The 26371-nt window shown below is 74.4% G+C and carries 21 protein-coding genes; 15 read left to right on the top strand and 6 right to left on the bottom strand.

Annotation, left to right across the window (positions count from 1 at the left end; all coding sequences use genetic code 11):
- Positions 1–161: 161 nt before the first annotated feature.
- Positions 162–959: an alpha/beta hydrolase gene (locus AB0958_RS33425; RefSeq protein ID WP_366894217.1), complete on the top strand. Its 798-nt coding sequence runs from the start codon at positions 162–164 to the stop codon at positions 957–959.
- Between the two features lie 15 nt (positions 960–974).
- Here the strand turns inward: AB0958_RS33425 and AB0958_RS33430 are convergent, their stop codons facing one another.
- From AB0958_RS33430 to AB0958_RS33440, 3 genes are read right to left on the bottom strand one after another with little or no spacing between them, the layout of a single operon-like run.
- Complete coding sequence (locus tag AB0958_RS33430; RefSeq protein ID WP_366894218.1) at positions 975–1388, bottom strand: phosphopantetheine-binding protein; 414 nt, start codon at positions 1386–1388, stop codon at positions 975–977.
- A gap of 46 nt (positions 1389–1434) precedes the next feature.
- Positions 1435–2424 (bottom strand): phosphotransferase, encoded by a 990-nt coding sequence (locus AB0958_RS33435; protein ID WP_366894219.1) that lies wholly within the window; start codon positions 2422–2424, stop codon positions 1435–1437.
- A complete protein-coding gene (locus AB0958_RS33440) occupies positions 2421–3782 on the bottom strand; it encodes an MFS transporter (RefSeq protein WP_366894220.1) in 1362 nt (453 codons plus the stop codon). Before AB0958_RS33440 ends, AB0958_RS33435 begins: the two co-directional genes overlap by 4 nt.
- 394 nt (positions 3783–4176) lie before the next feature.
- On the opposite strand from AB0958_RS33440, the gene vioD reads away from it, so the two are divergent.
- From vioD to AB0958_RS33475, 7 genes are read left to right on the top strand one after another with little or no spacing between them, the layout of a single operon-like run.
- Positions 4177–5289: a capreomycidine synthase gene (vioD, locus tag AB0958_RS33445; protein WP_366894221.1), complete on the top strand. Its 1113-nt coding sequence runs from the start codon at positions 4177–4179 to the stop codon at positions 5287–5289.
- Positions 5289–7301: an amino acid adenylation domain-containing protein gene (locus tag AB0958_RS33450; protein ID WP_366894222.1), complete on the top strand. Its 2013-nt coding sequence runs from the start codon at positions 5289–5291 to the stop codon at positions 7299–7301. Before vioD ends, AB0958_RS33450 begins: the two co-directional genes overlap by 1 nt.
- A gap of 6 nt (positions 7302–7307) precedes the next feature.
- Entirely contained in the window at positions 7308–8336 is a 1029-nt protein-coding gene (gene vioC / locus AB0958_RS33455) for an arginine beta-hydroxylase, Fe(II)/alpha-ketoglutarate-dependent (protein WP_366894223.1), read from the top strand.
- A 7-nt stretch (positions 8337–8343) separates the two neighbouring features.
- Positions 8344–9090 carry a GNAT family N-acetyltransferase gene (locus tag AB0958_RS33460; protein WP_366894224.1) on the top strand — a complete coding sequence of 249 codons (747 nt, stop codon included), beginning with the start codon at positions 8344–8346 and terminating at the stop codon, positions 9088–9090.
- Positions 9091–9146: 56 nt separating this feature from the next.
- A complete protein-coding gene (locus AB0958_RS33465; protein WP_366894225.1) occupies positions 9147–10205 on the top strand; it encodes a Gfo/Idh/MocA family oxidoreductase in 1059 nt (352 codons plus the stop codon).
- Positions 10202–11176 carry an NAD-dependent epimerase/dehydratase family protein gene (locus tag AB0958_RS33470; RefSeq protein ID WP_366894226.1) on the top strand — a complete coding sequence of 325 codons (975 nt, stop codon included), beginning with the start codon at positions 10202–10204 and terminating at the stop codon, positions 11174–11176. Before AB0958_RS33465 ends, AB0958_RS33470 begins: the two co-directional genes overlap by 4 nt.
- Positions 11173–11838, top strand: coding sequence for a PIG-L deacetylase family protein (locus AB0958_RS33475; protein ID WP_189701420.1), 666 nt, complete (start codon positions 11173–11175; stop codon positions 11836–11838). Before AB0958_RS33470 ends, AB0958_RS33475 begins: the two co-directional genes overlap by 4 nt.
- A gap of 55 nt (positions 11839–11893) precedes the next feature.
- Here AB0958_RS33475 and AB0958_RS33480 read toward each other — a convergent pair whose 3' ends face one another.
- Positions 11894–13270: a condensation domain-containing protein gene (locus tag AB0958_RS33480; protein ID WP_366894227.1), complete on the bottom strand. Its 1377-nt coding sequence runs from the start codon at positions 13268–13270 to the stop codon at positions 11894–11896.
- Between the two features lie 172 nt (positions 13271–13442).
- On the opposite strand from AB0958_RS33480, the gene AB0958_RS33485 reads away from it, so the two are divergent.
- The 4 genes from AB0958_RS33485 to AB0958_RS33500 are packed head-to-tail and all read left to right on the top strand — an operon-like array spanning position 13443 to position 17249.
- Entirely contained in the window at positions 13443–14120 is a 678-nt protein-coding gene (locus tag AB0958_RS33485) for a class I SAM-dependent methyltransferase (protein WP_366894228.1), read from the top strand.
- Positions 14117–15370 (top strand): ATP-grasp domain-containing protein, encoded by a 1254-nt coding sequence (locus AB0958_RS33490; RefSeq protein ID WP_366894229.1) that lies wholly within the window; start codon positions 14117–14119, stop codon positions 15368–15370. The genes AB0958_RS33485 and AB0958_RS33490 overlap by 4 nt, the downstream gene beginning before the upstream one ends.
- Positions 15371–15417: 47 nt before the next feature.
- Positions 15418–16182: a methyltransferase domain-containing protein gene (locus AB0958_RS33495; protein WP_366894230.1), complete on the top strand. Its 765-nt coding sequence runs from the start codon at positions 15418–15420 to the stop codon at positions 16180–16182.
- Positions 16179–17249, top strand: coding sequence for a glycosyltransferase family A protein (locus tag AB0958_RS33500; protein ID WP_366894231.1), 1071 nt, complete (start codon positions 16179–16181; stop codon positions 17247–17249). Before AB0958_RS33495 ends, AB0958_RS33500 begins: the two co-directional genes overlap by 4 nt.
- Here AB0958_RS33500 and AB0958_RS33505 read toward each other — a convergent pair.
- The gene (locus tag AB0958_RS33505) at positions 17234–18940 is read right to left on the bottom strand and encodes a CocE/NonD family hydrolase (RefSeq protein ID WP_366894232.1); all 1707 of its coding nucleotides are present in this window, start codon (positions 18938–18940) and stop codon (positions 17234–17236) included. The genes AB0958_RS33500 and AB0958_RS33505 overlap by 16 nt on opposite strands.
- Before the next feature lie 12 nt (positions 18941–18952).
- The gene (locus AB0958_RS33510; protein ID WP_366894233.1) at positions 18953–19828 is read right to left on the bottom strand and encodes a GNAT family N-acetyltransferase; all 876 of its coding nucleotides are present in this window, start codon (positions 19826–19828) and stop codon (positions 18953–18955) included.
- 267 nt (positions 19829–20095) lie between these two features.
- On the opposite strand from AB0958_RS33510, the gene AB0958_RS33515 reads away from it, so the two are divergent.
- From AB0958_RS33515 to AB0958_RS33525, 3 genes are all read left to right on the top strand, one after another.
- Complete coding sequence (locus AB0958_RS33515) at positions 20096–21805, top strand: carbamoyltransferase C-terminal domain-containing protein (protein WP_366894234.1); 1710 nt, start codon at positions 20096–20098, stop codon at positions 21803–21805.
- A gap of 80 nt (positions 21806–21885) precedes the next feature.
- Positions 21886–23187, top strand: a complete 1302-nt coding sequence (locus tag AB0958_RS33520; RefSeq protein ID WP_366894235.1) for an MFS transporter — start codon at positions 21886–21888, stop codon at positions 23185–23187.
- A gap of 13 nt (positions 23188–23200) precedes the next feature.
- The coding region (locus AB0958_RS33525) for an AMP-binding protein (RefSeq protein ID WP_366894236.1) at positions 23201–26371 on the top strand (3171 nt) is incomplete at its 3' end.

Raw genomic sequence — 26371 nt, forward strand, 5'->3', positions numbered from 1 at the left:
CCCCAGCCTCCGGCCGGGGGGACCCCCAGAGCACGCACCTGACGCCGCGCGGCCGCCCTCCGGGCGACGACGGGAATTGTCAGACAGGCCCTAGCATGGCGGCTGTGCGGCGGCCGGTGCGCTCCGGCCGTCCGCGCCGGGACCGACTGCGGGGAGGGCATGTGCGCACAGTGCGGGTGGCGGGCGCCGAGTTCGACGTACGGGACGAGGGGGAGGGGGACGCCGTGCTGCTCGTGGCGGGCGCCGGGGTCTCCGGGCGGGTCTGGGACCTGCACCAGGTGCCCGCGCTGCGCGCGGCCGGTTTCCGGGTGCTCACCTTCGACCGGAGGCCGCTCCACAATCCGTCGGCGGCGCCGGATCCGCACCGGGCTGCCGCCGAACTGCACCATGTTCTCGCGGAGTTGGACCTCCCTCGATGCCGGGCCGTCGGTGTCTCCTCCGGGGCCGAGGTGGTGCAGGAACTGATGCTCGCCCGGCCCGGCGTGGTGGCCGGGGCGGTGCTGATGGCCACGCGCGGCCGCGGCGACCTGTCCGGCAGAGTGATGGCCGACGCCGAACGGGAGCTGGCCGCCGCCGGGGTGCGGCTGCCGCCGCGCTACGCGGCGTGGCAGCGCGCCGTGCTCAACCTGTCGCCCGCCACCTGGCGGCGCGAGGACGAACTGTTCGACTGGCTCGACCTGTTCGAGGCGGCCGAGCGCGCCGGGACGGCCCCGGTGCCGGTCCCGGCCGACGGCGAGCCGGCGGACCGGCTCGCCGCGCTCGGCCGGGTGGCCGTCCCGGTCCTCGTGCTCGGCTTCGAGCACGACCTGATCGTGCCCCCGTGGCTGTGCCGCGAGGTCGCCGCGGCCCTGCCCGCGGCGCGCTACGCCGAAATCGCGGACTGCGGGCACTACGGGTACCTGGAGCGGCCCGCGGAGGTGAACAGCGCGCTGCTGGAGTTCCTCACCGGCGCGCCCTGACCGGGGCCGTCCCGGTCAGCGCGGGCCGGCGGACTCGCGCAGCACGTCCCCGAGCAAGCGGTGAGCCAGGGCCAGCCGCTCGCTCGCGGACAGCCGCGCCAGCGCCGGCCACAGCACGTCCGCGCCGCCCGTGGACGCGGCGCCGGCCGCCGCGGCGACCGGCGACGGCGACGGGGCGACCGCCGCGTCGGGAGCCTCGGGGGCGGCGGCCGCGGCCGGGGCGGTGAGCAGGCCGGCGACCGACGGGGCGGTCAGCAGGTCCTGGAGGGCGATCTCCCAGCCGTGGTCGTGCTCCAGGGAGCTGACCAGGCGGGCCGCGTCCAGCGAGGATCCGCCCAGTTCGAACCAGCCGCCGTCCAGGTCCTCCTGGCCAAGGTAGGTGCGGGCCAGCTTCAGGGCCTGGGCGCGCATGTCGTCCGTCGGGGTCATCGCTTCGTTCTCCTTCTCGGTCGGGTGGAACCGGGATACGGGGCGGTCAGGGCAGGGCGGGGGTGTCCGGGGCGGGGTGGATCGCCGGGTCCGGCGGGGTGCCGGACTCCGGGGGCGGCGCGGCGAGCCGTTCCCGGGCCACGGCGGTGAACGCCGGACGGCCGGTCCGCACGCCCAGCAGTCCCACGTGGGCCCAGCGGAACGACGCCCGCAGCAGCACACGTTCGCGCAGGCCCGGCTGGACGGTGCCGCCGCCGCGCCGGTACGCCGACAGCAGCCGGTCGAGCAACGGCCGCCCGCCCGCCAGGTACGGGTCGACGAAGTCCGCCGCCGGATCGTCGAAGGCGGCGTTCGTCCAGTCCAGGACTCCGGTCACCGCGTTCGAGCCGGGGCCGACGAGGGTGTGCCCCGGATGCATGTCGCCGTGCGTGAGGCGGGCCTGGTGGGCCCAGTGCCGGTCGTCGTCCAGCCAGGACCGCCAGTGCGCGTACCAGCGCTCGGTAAGCGGCACCGCGGCCTTGGCCTCCGTGAGCGTCCGGGCCAGATCCTCCCGCGCCAGGACCGGTTCGCGCGGCGGGACACCCGCGTCCACGGCCTCCTCCACGGGCACCCGGTGCAGGGCGGCGAGGGCCGCCGCGAGCGAGGTCACGTATCCGGTGCCGGGCCGGCCGCCCCCCGCCGCGGGGTGCCACTCGTAGCGCAGGCGGGCCGGGTCCTCGAACCCGGCGGGGGCGCCCCCGAGCCGGCGGTACGCGATGAACGAGCGGTCGGCGTGCTCCCAGCGCGGCACGGCCACCGGCAGCGCGGGCCTGACCGCCGCGAGGACGGCCGCCTCCACGGCGATCCGGTCGGCGCTGCGGCTGCGGCGGGGCAGCCGCAGGATCCAGTCCGTGCCCTCGGTGTCCTCGACCTCGACCACCCGGAAGTCCCAGCCCGCGTCGTTGAGGACCGCCGTCTCCGGGCGCAGGGACAGTCCGCGGGAGGCGGCCGACTCCAGGGCGGCGGCGAGCACCTCGCGCGGGTCGGCGGCCGTCATGCGGAGGCCGTCCGGTCGTCGCCCGCGCCACCGTCTCCCGGGACGGACGCGCTCTCGCCGGAGCCGTCCGCGTGCCACCGCGCGGTGCCGGTCAGCGAGCCGCCCAGGACGTAGTCCTCGGGGATGTCGCGCAGGGTGCGCAGCGGCGAGCAGTAGATCCACAGGAACGACAGGGTCGTCGCGAGACCCGCGATCCACAAGGTGGTCCGGGCGCCCAGGAGTTGGCCGAGAAGTCCGCCGAGGACCGCGCCCAGCGGCAGGGTGCTCCACACCAGCAGCCGGTTGAAGGCGCTGACCCGGCCGAGCAGCCGGTCCGGGGTGATGGACTGGCGGAAGGTGACGACGATGACGTTGTAGACGACCATGCCCGCCGAGGAGACGAACAGGCCCACGCTGACCAGACAGAGCCGCCACCCGGTGTCCACCAGCGGCACCATCGTGAAGCCCGCGCCCGCCACCAGGGTGGCCGTCCAGATCGCCGGCCCGTGTCCCAGCCGGCGCGCCGCCCTGGCCGCCAGCACCCCGCCGAGCAGGCCGCCGATGCCCTCGAAGGTCAGCAGCAGACCGATGACGCCCGCGCTCAGGTCCAGGTCACGCGCGAGCAGGACCGGAATCATCGGAGTGCCCACGGCCCAGAAGAGGTTGAAGCATGCGGTGCTGACGGAGGTGCGCCGCAACAGGACGTCGCCCAGGACCGCGCGCAGTCCCTCGGCGGCGTCCTTCCGCCACGAGACGGGCTCCCCGTCGGCGTGGCCGGGCAGCGGCTCGCGCCCCCGCACCAGCAGCACACAGACCGCCGACCACAGATAGCCGCCGACCGACACCAGGACGGCCACCGGCGCGGCCAGCGCCTGCACCAGGGCGCCACCGAGCCCAGGGCCGGCGGCCTGGGCCACCGACTGGACCACCTGGAGCCGGGTGTTCGCGTCGATCAGCCGATCCCGGGGCACCAGTGAGGGTACGTAACTCGCGTACCCCACCTCGAAGAAGACGGTGAGCAGGCCGAACAGGAAGGCCACGGCGATGAGCTGGGCGGCCGTGAGCAGGCCGGTCCACCAGGCGATCGGGATCCACAGCAGCAGTGCGGCACGGGCGACGTCCGTGGCCAGCAGCAGCGGGCGCTTGCGCACCCGGTCCGCCCACACGCCGGCCGGGACGCTCGCCAGCAGGTAGGGCAGCGACTCGGCGGCCGACAGGGCCCCCACCTCCAGCGGCGAGGCGTCCAGACTGACCACCGCCACCAGGGGCAGGGCCAGCGTCAGGATCTGCGTGCCGAATTGACTGATGCTGTCCGCGAGAAAGATCTGACGGAAATCGCCCAGCCGCAGAATGCTGTCGGCCGGAATTTTTGGGCGCATGGCAGTAATAGTGCCATGGGAAACCCGACAGGTCACTAGTGCGTCGGCGCGAGGAGCGGGAAAGCGGCCGCCGCCGGGCGGGCCGGTCGGCCCCCGGCGGTCCCGGAGCCCCACCGGACGACCGAGAGCGCCCCAACCACCTGCCAAAACAGGTGCCTTGACGGGCGAGTGCCGGTGGCCGGGGGCAGGGGGCGGCCTTGTCACGTACTCGCGTTACTTGTGACCGTCACGCACTTGTTGATGTAATTGAGGCAGTCGCCACCGATTTCCTCCCCGCCGATCCGAGGCGCATTGTTGGTGCCTGGAATCGCCGTTCACCGATTTCCACGAGCCCTTATCCCGTGAGGTTTTCTTCGTGTCACGGACTCGAATTGAATTCAACGCATCGCGCCCTGTGGAGCCTCCGGTACTGGAGGAGTGGTACCGGCGCAGGCTCGGCCAGGCCGAGCGGGACATCAGCTCCAGCGGAGTACACCCCTACACCTACGCCGAACTGCGTCGGCTGACCGGACTTCAGGCGACCGGCCTCGACGGCATCCTCGTCGACGACAGCACCTCGCAGGGCTCGCCCGAGCTGCGCCGGGCCATCGCCGACCGCTACCTGCCCGGCGGAGCCGACCGCGTCATGGTCACCCACGGCTCCAGCGAGGCGATCGCCCTGACGCTGGAGACGCTGCTCGGGCCCGGCGACCGGGTGGTGCTGCCGGACATGCTCTACCACTCGCTCGCCCACTACCCGCGGGCGGCCGGCTGCGTCCTGCACCCCGTGCCGCTGGACGCGTTCACCGCCGCCGACACCGACCCGCGGGCCCTGGAGCGGGCGATCCCCGCGGACACCCGGGCGGTGATCGTCAACTTCCCGCACAACCCGACGGGTGCCACCCTCACCGACACCGCATACCGCAGGCTGCTCGACCGGGTCGAGCGGATCGGCGCGGTCCTGGTCTGGGACGCGGCGACGGCCGAGATGAGCTGGGACGAGCCGCCGCTGCCCGACCCCGGCACCCGCCACCCGCTGACCGTCAGCTACGGCACCTTCTCCAAGGCGTTCGGCCTGCCCGGCCTGCGCGTCGGGTGGTGCGCGGCGCCCGAGGAACTGATCGAGCGCAGTTTCACCGTGCGCGACCGCACCACCCTCTTCCTCTCGCCGCTGGTGGAGGCGGTGGCCACCGCCGCGATGCGCTCCGCGGACGCGCTGATCGCCCCCCGCCGGGCCGAGGCCCGCGCCAATCTGACCGTGCTGGAGAAGTGGGTCGCCGACCACCACGGTCTGGTCGCCTGGACGCCGCCGAGCGGAGGGGTCTGCTGTCTGCTGGAGCTGCCCGGCGTCACCGACTCCGAGCGGTTCTGCGTCGAACTCCTGGAGGAGTACGGCACCTTGCTGGTGCCGGGCACCGCCTTCGGCCGCGAGGGCGCCGTACGGCTGGGATTCGGCGGTGATCAAGGCGAGTTCACCGACGGCCTGGACACGCTCTCCGCCTTCCTGCGCGCCCGGGGCGGCCGGTGATGGCGGCCTCCGGCACGGCGGGCGGGGCCGATGCCCTGTCCCGGCTCTGGCACGAGGTGCGGGCCGCGCACGGCGACCGCCCCGCGCTCACCGACGGGCACCGCACCATGACGTACCGTCAGGTCGGCGCGGCCGCGCGGGCCGTGGCCGGCCGGCTGACCGCCGCCGGGGCCGGTCCCGGCCGGTACGTGATGCTCCACGGGCTGGCCCCGATGGACGCTGTCGTGGCCATGCTGGGGACGCTGGCCGCGGGCGCCGCCTTCGCCGTCCTGGAGGAGGGCCTTCCCGACGCCGCCCGCGCCGCCCGCTGCGCCCGCGTCGACGCGGTCCTCCTCGCCGGCCGCGGCTCCGCGCCGCACGGGACCGCCACCCCGCCCTGGACCGATCTGGGCCCCCAACTGGACGGCACGGCACCCGAGTCGGCGCCGGCCCCCGACGGCGGCCCGACCGCCGGCCTGTCCTCCGCGGCCCGGGGCGGCGGGGCGGCGTCCGACCGGCCCGCGTACGCCATGTTCACCTCCGGGTCCACCGGTGAGCCGAAGGCCGTCGGCATCGGGCGGGAGGCGCTGCACGGCTTCGCGCTGGCGGCGGCCGCCCGGCTGGGCCTCGGCCCCGGGGACCGGTGGCTCCAACTGGCCTCCCTCGGCTTCGACGTGGTCGTGGAGGAGGTGTTCCCCGTCCTCGCCCGCGGCGGGACCGTCGTCTGCCGTCCCGGCACCGGCGTACCGGACCCGGAGGAACTGCACGGCATGCTCGGCGCCCTCGGCGTGACCACCGTGGAGCTGTCCACCCAGTACTGGCGCGAGTACGCGCACTGGCTCGACGTCCGGGGCGAGACCACCCCCGCCCCGCTGCGCCGGGTGCTGGTCGGCGGCGAACGCATGGACCCCGACGACTGGCGGCGCTGGGAGCGTGCCGGACGCGCCGGGCTCGTGCACGTCTACGGGCTGACCGAGTGCACGGTCACCTCCACCATGTACGAGGGGCCGCTGCCGGACGACGCCCCCGAGGTGCCGATCGGCACCCCCCTCGCCAACGCCGAGGTCAGCGTGCGCGACTCCGCCCGCCGGCCGGTACCGGCCGGCACCGTCGGGGAGATCCACATCGGCGGGCCCTCACTGGCCCCCGGCTACCTCGGCGACCCGGAGCAGACCGCGCGGCGGTTCGTCACCGACCCGGAGCCGGGCGGCGGGCGGCTGTACGCCACCGGCGACCTCGGGCGGATCCTGCCCGACGGCGCCGTGGAGTTCCACGGCCGGGCGGACGACCAGATCAAGATCCGTGGTCACCGGCTCGAACCGGCCTCGGTGGAACGGCTGCTGACCGCCGACCCCGCGGTCGCCCAGGCCGTCGTCCTGCTGGACGCCCGGACCCGCGGTTCCCTGCTGGCCTGTCTGGTCCCGGCGGCCCCGGCCGCACCCGCGGACGGCGTGCTTCCGGTCACCGCCGGGCAACGCGCCCGGCTGCTCGCCAGGGTCACCGCCGAACTGCCCGGCTGGGCCGCGCCCCAACAGTTGTTCTGGACCGGGGCCCTGCCGAAGAACGACCACGGCAAGGTGGACCGCCGCGCGCTCGCCGCGACCCTCCTGACCGCGCAGGGGTCGCCCGCGGCGCAGGGGTCGCCCGCCGCGCAGGGGACCGCCGCGGCCGGGGGCGCCGCGACCGCGGACCCGGACCTCACCACCGGCGTGCCGGACGGTGGCGTCGGCGTCCCCGGCACGGACCCGGGCGGGCGGGAGACGCTCGACGCCGTGCTGCGGCACTTCCGGGTGCTGCTGGCCGACCCCGGGCTGGAGCCCGACGCCGACTTCTTCGCCAGCGGCGGCCAGTCGATTCTCGCCATGCGCCTGGTCACCGAACTCCGCGCCGACTTCCCCGAGACCGTCGGACTGCGGGCCACGACCGTCTTCGACCACCCGACACCCCGCCGGCTCGCCGAGTGGCTCTCCTCGGCACGGACCCGCCCCCGTGCGGTGCCGGCACCGTTTCCACCGGCCGTACGTAAGGACTGAACTGTCATGGACAAACCTTCCGAGGATCACGTCCTGCTGCTGACCCCGGACGAGGCGCGGCGGACGGCCGAGCTCACGATCCGCGCCGCGGAGCGCTACACCGGCGACGACGACCCGGCCCTCCTGCTCGACCTGCCTCGGATCGCCGCGGACCTCCCGGTGCGCACCCAGCGCTTCCTGCGCACCTTCGCCATCGACGAGCCCACCGGCTACTGCGTGGTCAGCGGGCACCTCTTCGACCAGGACCGCATCGGCCCCACCCCGGAGCACTGGCGGGGCCGCCCCCGCCCCAACCGGGAGTTCCCCGAAGAGGTACTCGTCCTGCTGTACGCGGCGCTGCTCGGCGAGCCGTTCGGCTGGACCACCCAGCAGGACGGCCGGCTGGTGCACGACATCTTCCCCGTCCGCAGCCACGAGAACGACCAGCTCGGCCTCGGCAGCAAGGAGCTCCTGACCTGGCACACCGAGGACGCCTTCCACCCGTACCGCGGCGACTACCTGGTGCTGGCCTCCCTGCGCAACCCCGACAAGGTCGCCACCACCGTGGGCTCGTACGCCGGCGGAGCGCTGTCCGACGACGACGTGGAGGTGCTGTTCGAGGAACGCTTCCACATCGCCCCCGACGAGTCGCACCTGCCCAAGAACAACTCCGCCTCCTCCGGCGGCGACGCCGAGCGGTTCGCCACCATCGAGCGGCTGATCCACGAACGCCGCCCGGTGGCCGCCCTGTTCGGCTCACGCCAGGAGCCGTACCTGCGGCTGGACCCGTACTTCATGGAGGTCCCCGAGGACGACCCGGAGGCCCGCCGCGCCCTCGACAACCTGATCGCGGTCGTCGACTCCGGGCTGCGCGAGGTCGCTCTGGAGCAGGGCGACTGCCTGGTCGTCAACAACCACCGCGTGGTCCACGGCCGGGTGCCCTTCACCGCTCGCTACGACGGCACCGACCGCTGGCTCAAGCGCATCAACGTCACCCATGACCTGCGCCGTTCCCGCACCATGCGGGCGAGCGCAGGCAGCCGCCTGATCGGCTGAGGCGGCCATGGCGGACCTGCCGACCCTCACGGTCACCAGCCTGGAGCGGGCACCGGAGCTGGAGCCGGCCGTCGACCGGCTGATCACCGGCAACATGCCCGCGTTCATGAGCTGGGAGTCGCCCGGCAACTGGCGCTGGCACCGGCTCTACGACACCTACCCCGCCCACCAGCTCTGCGTCCTGGACGAGGAAGGCAAGCTGGTGGCCGCCGCCAACGGCCTGCCGGTCCCCTGGGACGGCACGGTCGACGGGCTCCCGGAGGGCTCCGACGACGTGCTTGTCTCCGCGTTCGACGGACCCGCCGCCCGCCCGGACGCGCTGTGCATGCTCTCGGTGAGCGTCTCCGCCCGGCTGCGCGGCAGCGGCCTCGCCGAGCGGCTGCTGACCCGGGCCGGGGACGAGGCACGGGCCGCGGGCCTGCGCGGCGTCGTCATCCCGGTCCGCCCCACCCGCAAGGCCCGGTACCCACTCGTCCCGATGGCCGACTACGCCCGCTGGCGGCGTCCGGACGGCACACCGTTCGATCCCTGGCTGGCCACCCACGCCGCGCTGGGCGCCGAACTGCTCGCCCCCTGCGACCGCTCGCTGGTGATCAGCCAGCCCGCCGCCCGCTGGGAGGAGATCGCCGGACACCCGCTGCCCGGCCCCGCCCGCCACCTGGTACCGGGCGCCCTCGCCCCGCTGGAGGTCTCCGCGGACGGCGAGGGCGTCTACGCGGAGCCCAACTTCTGGGTGTTCCACCCGGCCACCTGACCCGCCGCACCTCCCATGCCCACACCCGAGGAACGACCACACCCGAGGAGTCGCCCATGCCACCGCTGCGACTGGCCGTCGTCGGCTGCGGAGCCGCCGCCAGGTCCTGTCACCTGACCGCGCTGCCGCACGTCCCGCAGATCCGGCTCACCGCCCTGATCGACCCGGACCCCGAGCAGGCCCGTGCCGCCCTCCAGTGGTATGCGGACCAGGGCGGCACCGCCGAGGACGTGCTGATCGCGCGCACGGTGGAGGAGGCCGCCGACGCCTTCGACGCCGCCGTGGTCGCCGTACCGCACACCGCGCACGCCGCCGTCGCCGGCGACCTGCTCGCCCGGGGCAGGCACGTGCTGCTGGAGAAGCCGATGGCGACCTCCGCCGCGGACGCCGAGGCCCTCGCCGCCGCCGCGGCCGCCGCCCCGGACACCCGCCTGCTGATGGCCCACCCCCGGCGGCTGTTCCCCGCCAACGCCTGGGTGCGCGAGCTCATCCGGAACGGCGACCTGGGCACCGTCACCCGGGTCCGCTGGACCGAGGGCCACCCCTACAGCTGGGAGCCGGTCTCCTGGTCGATGTTCGACCGCGCCCTCGCCGGCGGCGGCGTCCTCACCGACACGGCCTCCCACGTCTTCGACATCCTGCTGTGGTGGCTCGGCCCGGACGTCGAGGTGGTCGACTACGTCGACGACAGCCTCGGCGGGGTCGAGGCCGACGCCGTCGCCACCCTGCGCATCGGGGGAGTGGAGACCGTGCTGGAGCTGAGCCGGGTGCGCGCCCTCGGCATCAGCTGCGTCGTCACCGGTACTGCCGCCGAGGTGAGCGTCGGCACCGACTTCCCGGCCGGCGAGTGCACCCTGATCACCGCCTCCGGCGAGGAACTGCACCGCGGCGACGTGAGCGCCGTGCCGCCCGCCCAGGACGAATGGGACGACCTCTTCGTCGAGCAGCTCCGCAACTTCGCCGACGTGTGCTCCGGCGCGGACGTGGCGCCGCACGCCACCGCCGAGGACGGCCTGCGGGTCGCCCGGCTGATCGAGCAGTGCTACACGGGGCCGGCACGACGTCCGCTGGCCCAGCCCTGGCTGACCGGGACGACGTCGAGGAGCGCGGCATGAACGACTTCGCGGGCAGGCGCGTCGCGGTCACCGGCGCCAGCGGGTTCATCGGCGGACGGGTGGTGGAGCGGCTGGTGCTGGGCACCGGGGCCGAGGTCCGGGCCCTGGTGCGCGGCTACGGCCGGGCCGCCCGGCTCTCCGTGCTGCCGCAGGAGCGGCTCACCTTCCGGGCCGTCGACCTGGACGCCCCGGGGACCCTGCGCAAGGCCCTGGACGGCTGCGACCTGGTCGTGCACTGCGCGTTCGGGTCGCAGGGCGAGGTCGACGCCCGCTGGCGCACCACCGTCGACGGGACCGCGAACCTGCTCCACGCGGCCAAACTCGCCGGCGCCGAGCGGCTGGTGCACCTCAGCACCGTCGACGTGTACGACACCTCCGGCCTGACGCGCTTCGACGAGACCGCCCCGGCGCTCGGCGAGGACGCCGACGACCGCGAGTACGAGCAGCAGAAGGCCGCCGCCGAGCGGCTGGTGCTCGCCGCGCACGGCGACGGCCCCGAGACCGTCGTGCTCCAGCCCGGCGTGGTCTACGGCCCCTGGGGCGGACAATGGACCGTCGCCCAGCTGACCCGCCCGGCCGAGGAGTTCGAGGAGCTGCCGGTGACCGGTGCGGGCGGCGCCTGCAACGCGGTGTACGTGGACGACGTCGTGGACGCCGTGCTGGCGGCGCTCGCCGAACCCGCCGCGGCGGGGCGGAAGTTCCTCGTGGGCGGGCCCGACGAGCCCGGCTGGGGCGAGTTCTTCGACCGGCTGCGCGGCATCCGCGGCCTGCCCGCCCCGGCCGGCGCTCCGGCCGGCGGGGCCGTGCCCGACTGGGAGCAGGCGCTCTACGCCAGCCCCGCCCGCGTGGACGCCGCACTCGCCGCACGCCTCCTGGCCGCGCCCCGGACCACCCTGGACGAGGGCATGACGCGCACCGCGCAGTGGGCGCGCTGGGCCGGGTACGGGGCACCGGGCGGTGTCGGCCGGTGACCCGGGTCCTGGTGATCGCCCCGCACCCCGACGACGAGGTCATCGGCTGCGGCGGCTCCATCGCCAAGCTGGCCCAGTCCGGCGCCGAGGTCACCGTGGTCATCGTCATCCGCCGCGAACGCGGGCTTGCCGACCGGGAGGTCGGGGACGAGGAGTTCGCGGCGGAGACCACCGACGCCTGCCGGGTGCTCGGCGTCAAGCGGTGCATCACGCTGGACGAGCCGTCCCGTGACTTCGCCGCCGACCGGCGGCTGCACCTCGCCGTCGTCAAGGTGCTGCGCGAGGTCCGCCCGGACCGGGTGTACCTGCCGCACCGGGACGACGGGGACGTGGAGCACCGGGCCGTGCACCGGCTCGGCCTGGAGTCGCTGTGGATGGCGGAGTCCGACTTCTTCGAGGAGGCCGGGCCGCCCGCGCCGCCGCCGTCCCTGGTGCTCGGCTACGAGGTGTGGGCCCCGCTCGGCGAGGCCCAGTACACCGAGGACGTCACCGACCAGATCGAGCTGAAGGTCGAGGCCATGCGCTGCTACCGCTCCCAGCTGCGGCACGCCGCCTGGGACGAGGCGGTGCGCGGGCTGGCGTCCTACCGGGCCGTCACCAGCGCGGGCCACGGCCACAGCGAGGCCTTCGAGGTGATCCGGATGGCCGGCGCCCGGCCCTGAACAAGCCGGACCGGGGGCCGGCCGTGCGGCCCCCGGTCCTTGCCCGCCGGGCGGCTCAGTCCGCCCGCAGCACGTCCCCGATCGCCGTGTCCGGAGCAGTCAGAAACCTGTGCACCAAGGAGGTGAACTCATGAGCGAGCTCCCGAACGCTCTCCTCGCCGAAGACGTCCGCCGGGAAGAGCACCGTGAAGTCGACTCCGCTGTCGTCGACCGAGGCGAACAGCTCCAGGCTCTCGATCTGGTGCTGGTCGCCGGGCACCTCGGTCGGCTCCACCGACAGCCCTCCGGCCTCGCGGTTGCCGCCGCTCCAGCCGCCGGGCGCCACGTCGAAGAAGGTGCACGGCCGCTCCAGCAGCCGGCCCAGGTGGTGCGGGGCGAGGGAGGAGGTCACCTCGGGCGCCGGCACCTGGCCGAGGCGCTGGGTCTCCAGCACCGCCGAACGGACCGTGCGGCTCAGCTCCTTGAAGGTCAGGGACGGGTTGATCCGCACCCGGACCGTCGCGTAGGTGGACAGGAAGGCCACCAGGTCCAGCAGGTGCTCCTCGGTGCGCCGGGTCACCGGGATCAGCGCCGCGAGGTCGCTGCGCCCGCTGCGGGCGTGCAGCGCGCAGAGGTAGGCGGTGAACAGCACCACGAACGGGGTGGTGCGGGCCGACCGGCAGTACTCCGTGAGCAGCGCGCAGGTCTCCGGCGTCAGCGAGCCGTCGAACGTGCCGACCGCGTAACGGTCGTTGGTCTCGCGCAGCATCCCGGGCAGGTACACCGGCGCGTTGGTGCCGATGCCGTCCAGCAGCTCCGCGAAGCGGGCGATCATCTGCCGGGGGTTCGGGTCGCGGGCCAGCCACTCCGCCTCCCAGCGGACGAAGTCCGCGTACGTGAAGCGCTGTTCGGGCAGCTTGGCCTCGCGGCCCTCGACAGCCGCGGCGTACAGCTCCCACAGTTCGTTCACCAGGATCTCGAACGACTGCCCGTCCACCACCAGATGGTCGACGGCGAGGCCCAGCAGGTGGTCCTGCTCGCCCAGGCGGTAGACGACGCCGCTCATGAGCAGCCCGCCGTCCAGGTCCAGGTTCCGGCTCAGGAAGGCGCCGGCCAGGCGCAGCGCCTCGTCCGCCCGCTCGTCCTCGGGCAGCCCGGTCAGGTCCACGCGCTCGGGCGTGAAGGGGCGGGCCTCGCGGATCTCCTGCCGCCCGGTCCTGCCCCGGTCGGGGAAGGCCGCGCGCAGCGCCTCGTGGCGGGCGACGAGCGCGGTCAGCGCCGCGTCCAGGGCGTCCGTGTCGAGGGGGCCGGTCAGCCGGAAGCCCCGGCCGAACATGCGGACCTCCACCCCGAGGTCGTGCTTCTCGACCCACTCCTGGATCGCCAGGCGGTCCCTCTGGTCGGACAGCAGCGGAAGCCCTTCGGGACGGCTTCCCTCGTTCGCGGTGCGCATGCGAATTCTCCCTCCGGAAACGAAAAGGAAATGGCGGGCCTTGAAGCGCCCGGCACGGAAATCGAGACTACTGAATGGGGCGGTCGTGATGCAATATGAAGCACGCGGAGATTTCTTCGGTGAGTATGCCGATGTTTATGCCGAGGCACCCTACAATGATTTCACGGAGGAAGTGTCGAAAAAACTCCCCGACCTGATTTCCCATTACCGGGCGGCCGGCGGCTCGCTGCTCGACCTGGGCTGCGGCACCGGCACGCTGCTGATCGCGCTGGCCGGCTCCTTCGGCCGGCTCACCGGCGTCGACCAGTCGCCCGACATGCTGCGGCACGCCGGCGAGGCCGCCCGCCGGGCCGGGGTGGACGTCGACCTGGTCCGCGGCGACCTGCGCGACTACCGCGGCGACCGGCGCCACTCCGTGGTCACCTGCACCTACAACACCGTCAACTACCTGGTCGGCGAGGGCGACCTGGAGCTCGCCGCCCGCACCCTGCGGGCCGCCACCGAGGACGGCGGCCTCGCCGTGCTCGACGCGCACCCCGTCTGGTTCGTCCAACGGGCCTGGGCCGGACAGGTGTTCGTGGAGCAGAACACCGAGGACATCCTGGAGGTCTGGGAGAACCCCTACGACGCCGCGACCGGCCGGGTGGACACCACGGTCACCGTCGTGCGCCGGACCCCCGAGGGCGGCTGGCACCGCGTCCACGAGACCCATCCGCAGCGCGGCCACGACCCGGCCGCGGTCACCGGCGCCCTGCTCGCGGCCGGCTTCACCAGCGTGGACACGTACGCCGGGCTCGACCGCGAGCCGGTGCGCGAGGACACCCGGCGCGTCTGGTACGTGGCCAGGTGACCGACACCCTCCTGATATGCGGGATCGGCTCCGGAATGGACCGGTCGCTCGCCCGCGTGAAAGAAATGGGAGTGCGCGTCCTGGTCGTCACGGACCGCATCACCGAACGCGTCCGGAGAAGCGCCGACATATATCTGGAGGCGGACCCCGACGATTTCACCGGTGTCCTGTCGGTAATTCGCGCGGAGCGGCCGGGAAGAATATCCGGCGTCATGACGCTCGGATACGACAATCCACCGGTCGTGGCCCGGCTGGCCGCCGAGCTGGGCTGCCCCGGCGTGCCCGTCGAGGTGGCCGACCTGTGCACCCTGAAGGACCGCCGGATCGCCGCCCTGGACCGGGCCGGGCTGCCCGTGCCCCGGTTCGCCGTCGCCACCACCGCCGACGCCGCCCTCGCCGCGCTGGACCGGGTCGGGCTGCCCGCCGTCGTCAAGCCGAGCGACCGCACCGGCTCCCTGGGCGTCGCCAAGCTGGACGCCCCCGGCACCGCGCGGGAACCCGTCGAGCGGGCCCTCGCCCTCAGCCCGACCGGACGGGTCGTCGTGGAGGAGTACCTGACCGGCACCGAGCACACCGTGGCCGGGTTCGCCGTCGACGGCAGGCTCCGCGTCACCGGGTTCGCCGACCGCGAGTACGGCGAGAAGGAGCGCTTCTTCCCGCACTTCTTCGAGGGCGGGGACACCCTGCCCTCCGTCCTGGACGAGGCACAGCGCGCCGAGGTGGTGCGCACCGTCCAGCGGGGCGTCGACGCGCTCGGACTGACCACCGCCGTCGTCAACACCGACATCCTGCGCACCCCCGACGGGCGGGTGTACCTGCTGGAGATCACCTGCCGGCTGACCGGTGCCCGCATCGCCACCGAGATCATGCCGCTCGCCACCGGTGTCGACCCGCTGCCCAACGCCGTCCGCCTCGCCCTGGGCCGCCCGCTCGCCCAGGAGGAACTGCGCCCCACCCGCGACCGGGCGGTCGTCCAGCGCTACCTGCCCGCGGACGGCGGCACCGTCGAATGGGTCGGCGACCTGGCCGAACTCGCCCGCACCCCCGGCGTCCACGACGTCTTCTGGGGCCTGGACCTCGCCCCCGGCACCGTCCTGCCGCCCTACCGGGGCGGCGACGAGGTGCTGGCCGGTGCGATCACCAGCGGCCCCGACACCGCCGCCGCCGAAGCCCTCGCCACCCGGGTGCTGTCCCGCCTCCCGCTGCGCCTCAGCGACCGCCGCCCCGCCGCACCCGCCCCCGTCCCCTGACCGCGCTCCATCCTCCGACAGCTCCACCCTCCGACAAGGGAACGCCGATGACCACCACCGCGTACGACCACTGGTCCGACACCTACGAACTGTTCGAGGGCGCCATGGCCGAGGACACCTGGCGCCTGGGCATCGGGGCCGAACTGGCCAAGCTGGCCGCCCCCGGCCCCGTCCGCATCCTCGACCTCGGCGCCGGCACCGGCATGGGCAGCCGGGTGCTGGCCGACCTGGTCCCGCAGGGCGAGGTCACCTCGCTGGACCGCTCGGCGGCCATGCTGGAGCACGGCGGCATACCGCCCGAGCTGCGCATCGTCGGCGACATGGCACGCTTCACCGTCGAGCCCGACGCTTACGACTTCGTGGTCTCCGGCTTCGACGCCCTCAACTACCTGACCGCCGCCGACCTCGCCGAGTGCCTGGGCAACGCGGCCGCGGCCCTGCGCCCCGGCGGCCACCTCGTCTTCGACTACTCCTCCCGCAAGGTCCTCCAGGAGGACTGGCGGAACCTGGAGCACGAGGAGACCCGCGACGGCGTCCGGCTGCACCGCACCCACCGCTGGGACCCCGTGCTGGCCCGCAGCCGGTCGGTGCTCTCCCTGTACGGGGCGGACGGCCTGCTCTGGCGTGAGACCCATGTGCAGTACGTCGTCGACCCGTTCACCATGGAGGAACTCGGCCGGACGGCGGGCCTGCGCACGGTCCGGGTCCGCGACATCGACGGCGACGGCTTCACCCCCGGTCACACCACGCACGTCTACGTGCTGCGCAAGGACGAGCAGGGCGTCGTCCCGAGCGCCGGGGAGCAGGCATGACCGCCGCCGAGGCCGCCCCGGACGAGGAGCGCACCGAACGGGTGCTGGCGAGCACCAGCGTGGTCATCGCGCTCCGCGACGACCTGCGCATCCTGGACTGCATCGACTCGGTCGACGAGGACGTGGAGATCGTGCTGGCGCTCAACGGCGCCACCGACGAGATCCGCCGGGTGCTGCGCGAGCACCCGAGGCCGCTGACCGTCACCGAGATACCCGACGCGGGCAACCTCGGCGCCGCCTACAACGCGGGCGCCGAGGCGGCGAGCGGGCGCTATCTGCTGCTGATGGACTCCGACTGCACCTTCGCCCCCGGCGTGGTCCGCATGATGGCCGCAGCCGTCGCCACCGACCCGGTGGTCAAGGGCCAGGTGGTGTACGGCGAGTCCGGCAGCCTGATGAGCCGGCTCACCGCCCGGGTGCGCGAGTACGACGAGGGCGAGTACGTCAGCGCCCTGTCCCCGCCGCTCATCTACGACCGGGCGATCGTCGAGCACATCGGCGGCTACCACTTCGACGGCCTGATCCACTGGTGCGAGGACCGGGAGTTCGACTTCCGTCTCCAGCTGGCCGGCATCCCCGTCCGGCACGTCCCCGAGGCCCGCATCTTCCACGACGCCCAGGTCGGCCTCCAGAACATGCGCAGCTACTTCCGCTACGGCGTCGGCGAGGGCATCGCCCAGGAGACCGGTGTCTTCACCACCCCCGCCGTGCCCGTGCTGTGGCGGCTGTACGAGGCGTCCCGGACGCTCGCCGGGTGCGCCCGCCACAAGGGGATCGGGGCCGCCGCCTACTACGCCCTGCTGAAGGCGGCCTTCCACACCGGCACCCTCTACCACCTGGTACGCGACCCCTACGGCGTGCGGCCCCGCTACCCGGCGACCGCCGCCCGCACCAGGATGCTGCGCGCGATCCCGCAGCACTGCACCGAGCTCACGCCCGCCCAGCGCGAGCGGCTGCGCCGGGCGCATCTGCGGGCCGGCCGGCGGATCGTCCCGCTCACCGACCTCACCGTGTTCCGGCGCGACGGCGATCCGAGGCCCGAGCCGTCGCCTCAGGCCGCGTCGTGAGCGTCGGGGAGACCGGGGCAGACCGGGAGCAGCAGCCGCGACGGCCGGCCCGGCCCGTGGTGGACCCGGTTGACGGCCGTGGCCACCGGGGCGTCCGCCAGGGTCAGCGGGGTGCCGCCGGTGTTCGGATTGGGGTCGAACCGCGGGAAGTTGCTGCTGGAGACCTCCAGCCGGACCCGGTGGCCGGGCCGGAAGACGTGCACGACGGTCCCCGCCGCCACCGGCAGCGCGTGGACCGTGTCCGGGACCGGCGGACGCACCCCGTCCAGCCGGGCCCGGTGCCCGGTCCGGACGACGCCGTCGCAGAGGATCTCCGCGCGGCCGTCCGGATGCACGTCGACCAGCTTGGCGGTGAAGTCGGTGTCCGGCGCGGACGAGGAGACGTACAGCTCGGCGACCACCTCCCCGGACACCGTCAGGGGCGCGTCCAGCCGGGGGCCGGTGTAGCAGAGCACGTCCGGGCGGTCCTCCACCGCGCGCTGGTCCAGGGGGCCGCAGTCGGCACCGACGAGCATGCCGGTCATGCAGGTGGCTCCGCCGGCGGTCGGGACGGGGTCGCGGGGGTCGTAGCGGTAGACGTCCGTGACCTCGCGGCGGGGCGGAGCGTGGTGCAGCACGCCCGAGCCGTGCCGGGTACGGGCGTCGCCGTCGCTGTCCAGGTGCAGCGCGAGCGGGACGCTGTCCGCGCCCGGCGGACCGGCGGGGGCGATCCAGCGGTCCGCCCCGCCGGCGAACACCTCCACCGGCGGGCCCGCTTGCTCCGTCCCGCCCTTCAGGTGCCGGTCGAAGAAGGCGAGATGGGCCGCCGTCATGTCGAACTCCGCCTCGTCGGCGGCGAGTCCGTAGCGCCGCTCGGGGAAGACACCGCCGGTCACGCAGTGCGACCAGGGGCCGATCAGCAGGCGGTCGTCCGGCCGGGGCGACGGTGTCCGCAGGGTGCCCGGCAGGAAGATGTCGTACCAGCCGCCGACCACCAGCGCCGGGGGCCGTCGCCCGTCCGGGGCGGCGGCCAGCCCGCGCCAGTGGGCGTCGGGCCCGGGGTGCTCCAGCCACTCGCGGTAGTAGGGAGCGAGCCGGTCCAGCAGGGGCAGCGCCCGCCAGGGCGCCCGGTAGAGCTCGTCGATGCCGTCCAGCGCCTCGGCCACGGCGCGGACGTCCGCGGCGGTGCCGCCGGCCCGCTCCACCTGCCCGTGCAGCAGGTCGCCGAGCACCCAGTGCAGACAGAACCCGAGCTGGAAGGCGCCGCCCAGGTACGTCCAGCCCTCGTAGGGGGCGGCGGCGGCGACGTGCGGGGCGAGGGCCCGCAGCGCGGGCGGCGCGGCGGCCGCCGCGTGCCACTGCGCGGCACCCTCGTAGGACCGCCCGATCATGCCGACGGTCCCGTCGCACCAGTCCTGGTCTGCGGCCCACCCGACGGTGTCCCGGCCGTCCGCGGCGTCGTCGGCGAACGGCCGGAAGACACCGCCGGACGCGTACCGGCCGCGCACGTCCTGCACCACGAGGCAGTACCCGGCCTCCACCAGCCGCATCCAGTCCAGGGAGCGGCCCCCCGCCGAGGACCCCTTGCCGTACGGGGTCCGCTGGAGGAGGGCCGGCAGCGGGCGGGAGGTGTCCGGGCGGTACACGTCCGCCCGCAGCACCACGCCGTCGCTCATGGGGACGGGCACGTCCCGGTCGATCACGAGTCGCACGGGCGTCTCCTCTCAGTCCCCGGACCGGGCGTAGGTGGGGTAGTGCAGGACCTCGCCGCCGAACCCGAGCTTGAACCGGTTGATCCCGGCCGTCTTCCCGTCCACCTCACCGGTGGATATGCCGCTCAGGTCGAAATGCTCAAGCCCCTCGGCAGCCGCCCGCCTGATGGTCTGGAAATGCACGAAGTTCATCGAGCCGTCGACGCGGTGTTCCGGGTGCGTGGCCACAAAACGCGCCTCCAGCGAATTCCGGTTCCGGAAGCATATGGAACCGGCCGCCACCCGGCCCTCGTGCAGCGCGGTGAAAAGGTGGACCGACGGATGCTCCAGCAGATCGTGCAGCAGATCGAGGGGGGCGAGGTCGGGTGAGTCCGCGCGGATCATCGCCGGTGCGTAGAAGTCGTAGAACTCGTCGATCCGGCCGGGGTCGTCGGCGAATTCCAGACCGCTGCGCAGCGCCCGGCGCACCCGGCTGCGGGTGCTCGGACGCATCCGGGCGAGGATCGCCTCGTCCCCGCCGCCGGTGGGCACGAGACCGGTGGCGTAGCGGGGGGCGGGCCGGTACCCGGCTGCCGCCAGCACCTCGGGGAAGTCCCACTCCGGAAGCAGTACCAAGGTGGCGGGGCCCAGCTGGGAAACCCCCGTGAGCAGGGCGGACAGCAGTTCGGGGTCCGGGTGTCCGGCCGGTCCCTTCCACATGAACCAGCCGTCCTGACCGCCGTCCTCCAGCAGGGCCGCGGCCCACCGGCCGCCGGGACGGCCCGCGCGCAGCAGGCGTACGTGATCGCCGCGCCCCGACAGCAGCCGGAACCGGCCGGCGCTCTGGTGGAAGTCCTCGGCCGGGACGTCCGCCTCGTCGGGAACGTCGGCGGTGCTTTCCGGATGCATGATCAGACGAAGCACGGCGTGCCCTTTCTTCTGGTTTCTCGCGCGTGGAAATCGGAAAGTGTCCAGCGGTTTTCGAGGCATGCAGAAAAACGGGAGACTGGGAAGAGTCGACCGGGCTGACCGGGCGCTTTACGTCCGGTGCGGTCTCGGAGAAGGAAAGAGGCCGGCGCCTATTTCTTCGGCGCGGTATCGCTGCTAATTTCTAGCGCACCGGTCGTCGTCCGTCAATTACCGGGCCCACGGCCCGTTCGAAGGGAATGACTTGCCATGCGAATTCTCGGTGTGAATGGCTGGCCGGGCGCGAGCCACGACGGGTCCGCCTGCCTCCTGGTCGACGGGAAGGTGGTGGCGTTCGCCGAGGAGGAACGCTTCACCCGGCACAAGCACGGCTACGGCGAGGCCCCGCTGCACGCCGCCGCCTTCTGCCTCCAGGAGGGCGGCCTCGCCCTGGAGGACATCGACGTCGTCGCCCACGGCTGGGACATGCCCTCGCTGCTCACCCGGCGCGGCCTGGACTGGTTCCCCGACAGCGCGCGGGCCCTGGACTTCCTGTTCCCGCGCGCGTACTTCCCCCGCGACCGCGACCCCGAGCTGGTCTTCGTCCCGCACCACACCGCCCACGCGGCCAGCGCCTACTACTTCTCCGGCCGTGACCAGGGCGCCGTCCTGGTCCTCGACGGCCAGGGCGAGTGCGAGAGCGCCACGCTCGCCTCGGCCGTCGGCGGCGAGCTGAAGGTCCTGGAGGCCGTCCCGCCCGGCTGGTCCCTCGGTTACTTCTATGCCGCCGTCTGCGAGTACGCGGGCCTCGGCGCCGACGCCGCGGGCAAGGCCATGGGCCTCGCCCCCTACGGCACTCCCGGCGACCTGACCTTCGGCGGCGGCCTCAGCTTCCTCGACGACGGCTACGCGGTCGGACCGGTGCCGCGCAGCCTGCTGTCCACCGGCAGTACCGACGAGGAGGCGGACACCCTGCGGCTGTGGCTCGCCCACCTGGAGAAGACCAGCGCGCTGCCGCCCAACCGCACCAGCCGCCACTACGACCGGGAGCGCGGCCGCTACGTCCGGCGCACCGAACGCGACCCCTACGACTACCGGGACCTCGCGGCCACCGCCCAGGAGGCCCTGGAGCGCTCGGTCGTCGCCATGGCCCGCCGGCTGCTGCGCGAGACCGGCCAGGACACCCTGATGGTGGCCGGCGGCGTCGGCTTCAACGCCACCCTCAACGGCAAGCTCGCCCGACTGCCCGAGGTGCGCGACCTGTTCGTGCAGCCGCTCGCCGGCGACCAGGGCGTCAGCCTCGGCGCGGCCGGCTGGGTGGCCGCCCAGCACGGCGAGACCATCACGCCGATGACCGGCACCCTCGCCTGGGGCGAGCAGTGGGACGCCGACGCCGTCCGCCGGGTGCTGCACAAGCAGGGCGTCCGCCACACCGAGCACGAGGACATAGCCGACGCGGTGGCCGGGCTGCTGGGCCGCGGGCAGATCGTCGGCTGGCACCAGGGACGCGGCGAGGGCGGCCCCCGGGCCCTGGGCCACCGCTCCATCGTGACCGCGCCGTTCCCGGTGGCCAAACGCGACCGCATCAACCTCACGGTCAAGGACCGCGAGTGGTGGCGGCCGTTCGCGCCCAGCATGCGGCTGGAGGAGGCCCCCACGCTGCTCGGCGACGGCACACCGCTGCCCTACATGATCGTCACCACCCCGGTGCCCGACGCCGGACGGGCCGCGATGCCCGCCGTGATCCACGTCGACGGCACCACCCGCCCGCAGACCGTCACCGCCGAGGACGACCCGCTCTACCACCGGCTGCTGGGCCGGGTCGCCGAGCACACCGGACACGCCGTCGTGCTCAACACGTCGTTCAACGGCCGCGACGAGCCGGTCGTGTGGACCCCCTCCGACGCCCTCGCCACCTTCGCCCGCAGCCCGCTGGACGCGCTGGCCCTCGGCCCGTTCCTGATCCGCCGCACCGACTGAACCCCGGCTCCGCACGCACCGACCGCCCTGTCCGCCGGACGCCTTCGTGCTAGCGTCCTTCCATGCCTTATTAGGTCCGCATGCCCCAGCCGCCGTCCTCCGGCCCCTTCCGCGTCGGCCTGGTGTACCTGTACACCGGCCTGACCGAACTCCTCCCGCTGCACGCCGTCTACGCCCTGCTGATGACCTCGCACGGGGTCTCCACGGGAGAACTGTCGGTTCTCTTCGCGGTGTGGACGGTGACCACCTTCGTCTGCGAGGTGCCCTCCGGGGCCCTGGCCGACCGCTTCCCCCGCCACCGCGTGCTGGCCGCCGCGGCGCTCGCGCAGTGCACCGGGTTCGCCCTGTGGACCGCGCTGCCCTCGCTCGGCTCGTTCGCGGCCGGATTCGTCCTGTGGGGTGCGGGCACCGCCCTCACCTCCGGGACGCTCCAGTCCCTGCTCTACGACGGCCTCGCCGCCGAGGGCCGGGCCGGCCAGTACGCCCGGGTCAGCAGCCGGGTGGCCGCCGTCCAGGCGTGCTCGGTGGCGGCCAGCTCCCTGGCCGCCACCCCGCTTGTCCTGCTCGGCGGCTACCCCGCCACCGGCTGGGTGTCCGTCCTGCTCACCCTGCTCGCCGTCCCCACCGCCCTGGGCCTGGGCCGCCGGGCCCCCGGCCCGGAACCGGCCGCCGTACCAAAACCGGCCCACGTGCCAATACCGGCCCCCGTGCCGGAACCGGAGCCCGAACCGCAGGGCTACCTGGCCGTGTTGCGCGCCGGGCTCGCCGAGGCCGGCGGCACCCCGCGGGTGCGTTCCGCCGTCCTGCTGGCCGCGGCCCTCACCGGCCTCGGCGTGGTGGACGAGTACCTTCCGGTGCTCGCCCGCGAGGCCGGCACGCCCGCCGCGGCCGTACCGCTGCTCCTGCTGCTGCCGTGGGCGGCGATGGCGGCGGGCGGCTTCGCCGGCGGACGCCTGGCCGGCGCCGGCGACCGCCTGCTGGCGGTGCTGCTCGGCGCGGGCGGCGCGGCCCTCGCCGCCGGAGCGCTCACCGGCCGCCCGGCCGGGTTCCTCGGCATCGCCGCGTTCTACTGGGTGCTGCGGCTGGCCCAGATCGTCGCCGACACCCGGCTCCAGCACGCCATCTCCGGACCCGCGCGGGCCACGGTCACCTCGGTCGCCGGACTCGGCGCCCAGGCCGTCGCCCTCGCCGTCTTCCTGACCCTCGGCCTCGCGGCCCGCTGGGCCTCCGCGGCCGTGCTGGTCGCCCTCACCGCCGTACCGGTGCTGCTGCTGGCCGTCCGGCTGGCCCTGCGACCGGACCCCGCGCACCACGTCCCCCCACCGCAGCCCGACGAGCCCCCGCCTTCGGCACGGACCGGCGCCGTCGAACGACACCCATGAAGGAGAGCGACGCATGACAACGAACACGGCCGACGCCGTCGTGGAGAGCCTGGCCGACGACGTACGGCAGGCCCTCGGCCTCGACCCCGGGGAACCGCTCGACACCTCGTTCGCGGCCATGGGCGGCAGCTCCCTGGACGCCGCCCAGCTCACCCTGCGGATGCGCCGCGCCCACGGACTGGACGTCGGGGCCCACGAACTGCTCAACGCCTCCAGCGTGCGGCACCTCCTGGACGACCTCGCCGACCGTCCCCGCACCGACCCGGCCGCCGGCCCCGCCGAGGCCGCCCCCGCCGACCGGGCACCGCTCACCTGGCAGCAGCGGGTGATCTGGTACCAGTCCCTGCTCGACCCGGACTCCTCCCGCTACGTCTTCCACGCCCTGTTCCACTTCACCGAGGTGCCCCGCCCCGCCGCCCTGCGCGGGCTGCTGCGCGGCCTGCTGCGCCGCCATCCGGTGCTGCGCACCCGGCTGGTCTTCGACGACGGCGAACCCTGGCAGGTGGTGCCCCCCGCCGACGTCACCGACGCCGAGACCGACCTCACCGTCGTGGACCTCCCGGACGCGAACGTCTCCCCGGAGGAACTCGTCCGCGTCAGCGGCGCCGACCGCCCCTTCGACCTGCGGACCGGCCCGCTGCTGCGCTGGGTGCTGGCCCGGTTCCCCGACGGCCGCGCCGTGCTGGTGCACACCGAGCACCACCTGATCCACGACGGCAAGTCCTTCGTCGCCCTGCTCGGCAGCCTCCACGAGGACACCGGCACACCCGACACCCGCTACTTCGGCTACGCCGCCGCCCAGACCCCGGCCGACCCGGCCGAGGTCCGCCAGGTCGCCGAGCGCGCCGCGAAGGCCGCCGGCCGCATCCTGGACGGCGGCCTCCCCACCACCGGCCGGGACACCTTCCTGCGGCTGCCGGTGCCGGCCGCCCTGCTGCGCGCGGTCAGGGAGGGGGCCCGCAAGGCGTCGGTCTCCCTGTTCACCGCCCTGTTCACGGCGTTCTCCCAGGCACTCACCCAGTACGAGGGAGTCGGCGCCGCCGTCCTCGGCAGCGCCGTCGAGAACCGGCCGCCCGGCCACGAGGACACCGTCGGCATGTTCGTGTCCACGGTCCCCGTGGTCGTCGAACGGCGCCCCGGCGAACTGCCCGAGGCCACCCTGCGCCGCACCCGCGCCGCCCTGCGCGAGGCGATGGACCGCTCCGCCGTGCCCCTCGCCGACGTCGTCCAGGCCGTCGGCGGCACCGACTCACGCGGCGACGGCGCCGTGGTGCGGGCCGCGTTCAGCATGCACCAGCAGGTCGAGCGTGAGGTCGAACTGGCCGGCGCCACCGCCCGCGTCCAGCTCGGTGTCTTCAACGGAGCCGCCAAGTTCCCCGTCAACGTGGTGGCCGTGACCTCCGGCACCGGCGACGACACCCACGTCGAACTGCTGATGGAGGCCCAGGACGGTGCGGTCGGCCGCGACGACCTGTGGGCGCTGTGGACCGGGACGCTGGAATGGCTGCGCACCTGGGTGCAGCTGCTGCCCGAGCGGCGGACCGAGCCCGCCGCGGCGCTCGTCGCCCGGGTGACCGGGCGGGCCGCCGCCGCCCCGGACGCGGTCGCCCTCGACGACGGCGAACGCCGGATCACCTACGGCCTGCTCGCGGCCTGGGGCGAGGCCGCCCGGCAGCTTCTGGAGCGGCCCGGCGAGGTCGTCGGCCTCCTCGGGACGGCCTCCCCCGACTTCTTCGCCTGCGCCTACGCCGTCCTGCACGCCGGCGGCACCTACGTCCCCCTGGAGGCGGGACAGCCCGCCGAACGCCTCGCCTCCATGGTCGCCCGGGCCCGCTGCACCACCGTCGTCCGGCTGCCCGGCGTCCCCGCCGAGCGCGCCGCCGTCCTCGACGGGCCCGACACCGCGCCCCGCCTGGTGGACTGGGCCGCCCTCGTCGACGAGTGGCCCGCTGCGCCCGCCGAACCGGACACCCCGCCGGACACCGACAGCGCGGCCCCCGCCTACGTCATGTTCACCTCCGGAAGCACCGGCGAGCCCAAGGGCGTGATGGTGCCCCGGCCCGCCCTGGACCGGCTCGCCGACTGGGCCGTCCGCGAACTGCGGCTCGGCCCCGACACCGTCGTCGGCCAGCTCGCCAACGCCGCCTTCGACGCCTCCGCGTTCGAGGTGTGGTCCGGGCTGTACGCCGGCGCGCGCATCCGGCTCGCGCCCGCCGGGATCCGCGCCGACCCGCAGCGCCTCGCGAGCTGGTTCGCCGAGACCGGGGTCGAGTACGCCTTCGTCTCCACCCCCATCGCCGAACTCCTGGCCCGGGTGCCGAAGCCGGCCGGCAGCCGGCTCGACCGCATCTCCACCGGCGGTGACCGGCTGCACGCCCTCCCCGAGGACGTGCCGTTCGAGGTGCTCAACATGTACGGCCCGACCGAGACGACCGTGGTGGCCACGGCCGGCTGGGTCGACCCCGGCGGCACCGGGCTGCCCCCGATCGGCCGCGCCCTGCCGTACGCCTACACCCGGGTGGTCACCCCCGACGGCGCCCTCGCCGCACCGGGCGAGCAGGGCGAACTGTGGGTCGGCGGGGACGGTGTGGCCACCGGCTACGCGCACGCGCCCCGGGGGACCGCCGCCCGCTTCGTCGCCGACCCGCACGCCGAGGACGGCGCGGTCGTGTACCGCACCGGGGACGTCGTCCACCTCGACAGCGCCGGCCGGCTGCACTACTCGGGGCGCCGGGACCGGCAGTTCAAACTGGCCGGAGTGCGCTTCGAACTCGGCGAGGTCGAGGCGGTCGCCCTGCGCAGGCCCGGCGTCGAGCAGGCGGTGGCGCTCACGGCCGGCTCGGCCGCCGGGCCCCGGCTGCACCTGTTCGTCACCCTCGCCCCGGGCACGGCCCCGGACCCGACCGACGAGGCGATCCGCGCGGCCCTGCCGGCTCAACTGCGGCACCTGACGATCCACCACCCGGACGCCCTCCCGTACAACGCCGGCGGCAAGGTGGACCAGCGCCGCCTGACGGAACTGGCCGAGCGGGGACGGGTCACGCCGCCCACGCCGGGGTTCACCGTGTCCGCGGATCCGGCCGCCGTTCCGGGGTTCACCGTGTCCGCGGATCCGGCCGCCGTTCCGGGGTTCACCGTGTCCGCGGATCCGGCCGCCGTTCCGGGGTTCACCGTGTCCGCGGAT

Origin of the sequence: Streptomyces sp. NPDC006655 (genome assembly GCF_040703965.1) — a bacterium.
Classification (GTDB): Bacteria; Actinomycetota; Actinomycetes; order Streptomycetales; family Streptomycetaceae; genus Streptomyces.